Annotated in this window: 5 protein-coding genes; 3 read left to right on the top strand and 2 right to left on the bottom strand. The window is 67.3% G+C overall.

The window, feature by feature from the left end; translation table 11 throughout:
• Positions 1-233 precede the first annotated feature (233 nt).
• A complete protein-coding gene (locus BJF83_RS00320; protein ID WP_075924711.1) occupies positions 234-566 on the bottom strand; it encodes a DUF6507 family protein in 333 nt (110 codons plus the stop codon).
• Between the two features lie 928 nt (positions 567-1,494).
• Entirely contained in the window at positions 1,495-2,031 is a 537-nt protein-coding gene (locus BJF83_RS00315) for a hypothetical protein (protein ID WP_075924710.1), read from the bottom strand.
• A 913-nt stretch (positions 2,032-2,944) separates the two neighbouring features.
• On the opposite strand from BJF83_RS00315, the gene BJF83_RS00310 reads away from it, so the two are divergent.
• From BJF83_RS00310 to BJF83_RS27270, 3 genes are all read left to right on the top strand, one after another.
• Entirely contained in the window at positions 2,945-3,865 is a 921-nt protein-coding gene (locus tag BJF83_RS00310) for a hypothetical protein (protein WP_075924709.1), read from the top strand.
• A 597-nt stretch (positions 3,866-4,462) separates the two neighbouring features.
• The gene (locus tag BJF83_RS00305; RefSeq protein ID WP_075924708.1) at positions 4,463-4,645 is read left to right on the top strand and encodes a hypothetical protein; all 183 of its coding nucleotides are present in this window, start codon (positions 4,463-4,465) and stop codon (positions 4,643-4,645) included.
• A gap of 3 nt (positions 4,646-4,648) precedes the next feature.
• On the top strand, positions 4,649-4,789 hold the full coding sequence (locus BJF83_RS27270; protein ID WP_158070314.1) for a hypothetical protein: 141 nt from the start codon (positions 4,649-4,651) through the stop codon (positions 4,787-4,789).
• Positions 4,790-5,357 lie beyond the last annotated feature (568 nt).

Raw genomic sequence — 5,357 nt, 5'->3', positions numbered from 1 at the left:
CTCTAGGAGATTTCGGCTTATGGAGCTGGTCCCATCGCGCTGACCTGCGACTTCACCTCGCTGATGTCTCCAGATCCTCTGAATTACGCGGAACGCGGGACACAGGGGTCGAACTCACCCACGCCGAGGTAGGTGAAGGAGGTGGAGAACATGACTCCAAACCAGGGGTGACGGGGGGACGGAGAGGTGGAGAGGCGGAGAGGTGGGTTCGGGGGCGGACAGGAGCGCAGGGTTCAGTCGAGGATCTGACCGGCGCTGGCCTGGGACTGGGCGGCCATCGCGTCGTTGCCCTGCACGTAGAACAGGGTGGCCTCGCCCGCGCCGCTCACGGCGCTGGCTGCGAGTCCGACCGTCTGGCCCAGGACGCCGAAGTAGTGCTCGGCGAACTCGGCCAGCGCGATGCCGATGGGGGCGCTGGCGGCGTGCGTGGACACCTCTTCCAGGCGCTCTGCCAGGTTGGTCATGGTCCCGGTCAGACCGGTGGTGGCGTCCTCGTCTCCGATGTGGTTGTGGACCTGGTTGAGCACGCCGCTGACTTCGGGGACCTGGATGTTCCATCCGGACAAGACGGCTCCGTTCGTCGGGTGAGGGAGGCAGACGAGATCGGGGGTGGTGGGGGAGGTCTTCGCGTCCCGATGGCACTGGTCAGGGCTGCAGCACAGTGATCCCATCGTCACGGGCGGTTTTCGAGTATGGCAGGGCATGGGGTGAAATGTCGTCACTGTTCTCTGTGTCCCGCTCTACCCGCTCAGTATCGGCGCAGCTCAACGACGCTTCACGTTGTTCGGCTTGGCCGGACTCGGTCAACGCTCGCACTGGCCCAGCTCTCGGGTTCATCCTGTTCACTGAGGTGTGGAGGCAGGGCCGCCGGTCATCTTTGGTTTAGGAGAAGGAAATGAGCGGCACGAGACACGAGGCGGAAGCGGCCTCGTCAGGGCGCACCCCGAGTCGCCAGCGGACTTGATCCGCACCTCGCGGGCGGCCGAACTGGCTCCGGTGTTCCGGGACCCGGTGGCACGGGGTGGTCCCGCGCGGTCTCCGGTGGCACGACGGCCCCCGGTCAGGCCGGAGCGAACCGGGGCATACCACCACAAATCCTCCACGTTCACGCGGACTTTTAATCCGTGGGTTCAGGGTTCGAGCCCCTGGGGGCCTACCCTTCCTCACCTGGGCGTTCCTCTTCTGCAAGGGACGCCCTTTCCCCTTATCGGTGGTCAGAAACGGACCGATCTCACAGAAACCGGTACAGAATCCGGGGGTTGGCCAGGGCCGCGGCCAACCCGAACTCCGGAAGTCCGGGAAGTCGGTTTCTCAGATGTTCCGCATAGCGGGAGTCGGAAGTCACTTCCGGAGGCTGACCTCCTCACACACCGATACCCTGGGGAGCACATGAGAAGCAGACATGCCTGATACCGGAGCATTGGGCGCACACCCAGGTTCGGGCTCGCCGGGCGCGTCAGCCAGGCCCTGATCCGCGCCTGTGGATAACCCGCATCACTGCCGAGTGATGCCTTCGAGGACGCGCAACATCTCTTCAGGGCCGCCCGCCGGGGCGGGCGCCTCGTCCTCGTCCTCCGGATCTTCCTCCAGAGCCGGGTCCGACAGGTTCACGACCACCGCTACGCCGGGTTCGGGGATCCAGACCGCGTACGTGCCGGTGTAGAGGCCCTCGCCTGAAGCGAACTCCCGGATCTCCCCCTCGCCGAGATGGTCCGCGGGCTCGGCGTTCTCGTGTGCCTCGAAGTAGGCGTCGAGGTCGGTGAAGTGGTCGGAACGCGTCACGTACACCCTCATCGCCTCGCCCCACAGCACCGAGGGGCCGTCGGCCTCCTCCGGTGAGGTCTCCCGCCAAAGGCCGTCCTCGGGGATCCAGGTGCGGTTCGCGTCGGGACCCACACCCTCCACGCTGGATTCCCACACGGCGTCGAACGGCTCACCGGTCACGAACTCCGGCAGGTACCCGAACTCGAAGCCGTCCAGTGAACCGTCTGCTGTGGCGTACCCCTGTCTCCACCAGGTACGGCAGTGCATCCTCCATTGATGTCCCTGGTGGAGGAGGCGGGGCGTTCGTTGCGCTCCTCGGAGGCGTCGGCCGCTTCAGCGGAGGCTCCGTACAGGGGGAACAGCACGGTGGCCGCCACCGCGCCTGCGTCCGCGGCCGTTCCGGTCGCGGCGAGCATGAACGTGGCCTTAGAGCGCATGGAAGGTCTTTCCTCGGTCGGCGGCGGGTGTCGCCGGCACCACCTCTGTCGCCTCCCCCAAGCCGACGGTTCGTGGCCGAACGTGAAACCACGGGTTCTGGCCGGATGAGGACAGATTCCCCGCGGGAAACAACTCGTATGAGTGCGGGACACCCCCGGATGGCTCCGGAAGTCAATGCGGCTCCGGCCATGGTCCGGCGGGAGTTGACCCGGACTGGCCTGCACCGCCATCGCCACGGGAATGCGAGAGCACCGACCAGACCGGCACGCCGGCGCTGACATTCGGCGAGGGGTGCACATCGGCGCTGCTGGGGATCGGCTTGTGGCACAGGCAGTGGATGAGGCGGATCTTGCGGCCTGCCCCGCCACGGGATGACCGTGAGTCGCCGAGTGCCCCGTCCCCTCACCCCTGCGGACCACTGTCGTGGGTGTCGATGTCGGGCTTCCTTCGGGGCGGGGCGAGTGGGTGGTGACCTTCACCAAAAAACCGCGCGTCCGCAGCTCAAACACCCGAACACCGCGCATAGGCCGCATCCGATCCTCGCGCACCCGTCCTGGCGACACCCCGAGGCGATCTGGGAATTTCGGGAAATGCCAGACACGCGACCACGCGAACGCTACGCTTTCGGCACCTTCCCCGCAGTGCGTCGCTCAAGGCGGACACGGCCTGCTGCCGGAATCCGTCCGTCCTTCCCCCGCGACAGCGCCAGGGGACCGCTCTTTTTGGTATTTATGGAGGTCACATGCCCACCGCAGAGTGCTTCGCGACCGTACCGTTGGTCACACCCGCCGAGGCTCAGGCCGTCAATTGGCTGTCCCACCACGTTGAGAACCTCGGGATGAAGAGTACGAAGCCGAACATGAAGCAGGCCGTCAACGACGTCTTCGACCTGAACAAGGGGAAGGCTGCCAGAAGCAATGTCCTGGTCGGTGACGGCGCCACCGGTCAGGACAACAAGCAGACCATCGACGTCAAGCACGCGAGCGCCGGCAAGACGGGCGTTTCGTCGATGACCATCTGGTATACCGCCCAGCGTGACGGCAGCTCCACCGTCGTGCGGATCGTGGCCTTCGGTGAGCACGTCGACAAGAGCTCCTACGTCATCAAGATGGGGCAGCCGAGCGGCAACGGTCCCGGATGGTTCTGCCAGAGCAACAACCCGGTCGGGCCTGAGGGCGGGGGCCCGGGGCAGCAGAATTCCAACAACGGCGGCACCGTGCCCGTCAAGCCGCTCGTCAAGTTCCGGCAGAAGGACGACGAGCGGCAACTCGCCCAGCGGGAGATCGACCGCGTCGCCGACAAGGCCAGGACGCACAACAAGGACCTTCAGGAAAAGGATGTCCGGGATCTGAAGGACGCCCTCCGGGCGGCCGTGCAGACCGCGACGAAGGGGGACCTTCCGCAGCCTGTGGCGGACGACGTGAAAATGATCAGCGACCAGGGCGACGGCGGCGGCTGGGCCACGGTGGAGGAGGACGTCTACCTCTCAGAGTTCGGTGGCATCGCTGTCTTCTGGACGCCCATCGCGAATTCCGTGGGAGTCGTCGCCGTCGGTCGGAAGCAGGGCGACGAAAAGTATGTGACCTTCGCCCAGCTCGGACAGAAGGAATTCCCCTTCAAGCACAGCGCCCGAATCAACAAGGACGGCAGCTCGGCCGAGTGAGCTGAGCCCGTTCCCGCGGCGGGGTGCCGCACGGCGTGTACCCGGGCCCAGGACGCCCTGGGCAGCACGATCCAGGTCGCTGCCCGCACCAAGGACGCCACGGGCGTCCTTGCGCTCCCCAAGGGGCGGGCAGTGGAACGGGGCACCTCGTGGACGATGCGTGCCAGGCGCGGCGCAACGGACTGCGAACGCCCCGTGCTCCGCCGCCCGGCCGCTCACGCCGTGAGCCCGAAGCGGGCGACGCCCCTGGCCCCGGCCGCACGAGCATCCCCCCGCCGTCGTTGGGCTGGGCCTCGACCGAGGCCCAACCCAACGACCAACCGGAGGTCGTCCACGCCGAACAGCGCGTGAACCCGCGCGGGGCGGATGCCGGACAGCGTGCGTGCCCACGGGCACGGGGACGGTCGCGTATCGCCCGACGGCCCGTAGCGGTACCGCGCGCGAGAGCGGGGACCAGTCGTCGTGGCGGTACGGGTCCCCGTCGCGCACCGGGCAGCGGAACGCGCGGACCGTGAACTCCTCCGAGCCGTCCTGAGGGCCGCTCGGCCTCAACGCGGTCCCGAGATCACGTCCCTTCTGGCCCCTTCCGATCTGAGAGTGGAAGACCTCCTGTTCACCCCGGATCGGATGTGGGTGATCGACTGGCCCCACACCGCCACCGGTGCCCCGTGCATGCGCCTGTTGCTGCTCCTGCCCTCGGTGGCCGCGGGCGGTGTCGACCCCGAACCGCTCTGGCGAGGGCACGGTCCCGCGAACGAAGCGGACACGGCCTCGGTCTAGGCCGTGCTCGCCGCCGTCGCCGGTGACCACCTCACCCGGTCACAACGGCCCGCTCCCACCAAGATCCCGACCCTGCGCGCCCACCGGAGAGCCAAGGGTGAGGTGGCGTTGGCCTGGCTACGCACCCGTCTGGAAGGCGACTGAGCACGCCCCTTCCCACGCGACGCCACGTTGCCCGCGTCATTGTCTGGGAGGCCATCGTCCTGCAAGAGCGGTCGCACGCACGGGCTTGAAGCCGACGGTGGGAGCCTCATGAGTCAGAAGCTCGCGCTTGAGCCTCTACCTCGGACCCTTCCGCTGCCCTACGGGCTTTATAGGCCTGCGGAACCCTTCCCCCTTCTCACGGGTCGTGACCTGCGGCGATACACCCCCTCTGCACGCGACCCACCTCCCACCACCCCGAAAGCCCGTGATCCACCCGACATTTCGCTTTCGCGCAGCCATGACCAGCACATACGCCGGGCACGCAACCCGGGGTTCCCGCACCCGAACCCAATTCGGTGTACCAGCACCCTCCACCACGCCCAGCGAACAACCACACCCGCCCATCCTTACCCGCCTGCGGCCACGCCCGCCACCCCCATGCCGCAAGCGGCCACAGATCCCGGTTTTCCCTGACACGGCACTCCCAGCGTTGTTACCGTGACCGCGACCACCACGCGGCGGCCCCCGCACCCGACGCACCGAACACGCTTCCCCTGGAGACCGTGTG

The sequence above is a fragment of the Nocardiopsis sp. CNR-923 genome, from assembly GCF_001942255.1.
Taxonomy (GTDB): Bacteria; Actinomycetota; Actinomycetes; order Streptosporangiales; family Streptosporangiaceae; genus Nocardiopsis.
This window is presented reverse-complemented; position numbering and strand designations above follow the sequence as displayed.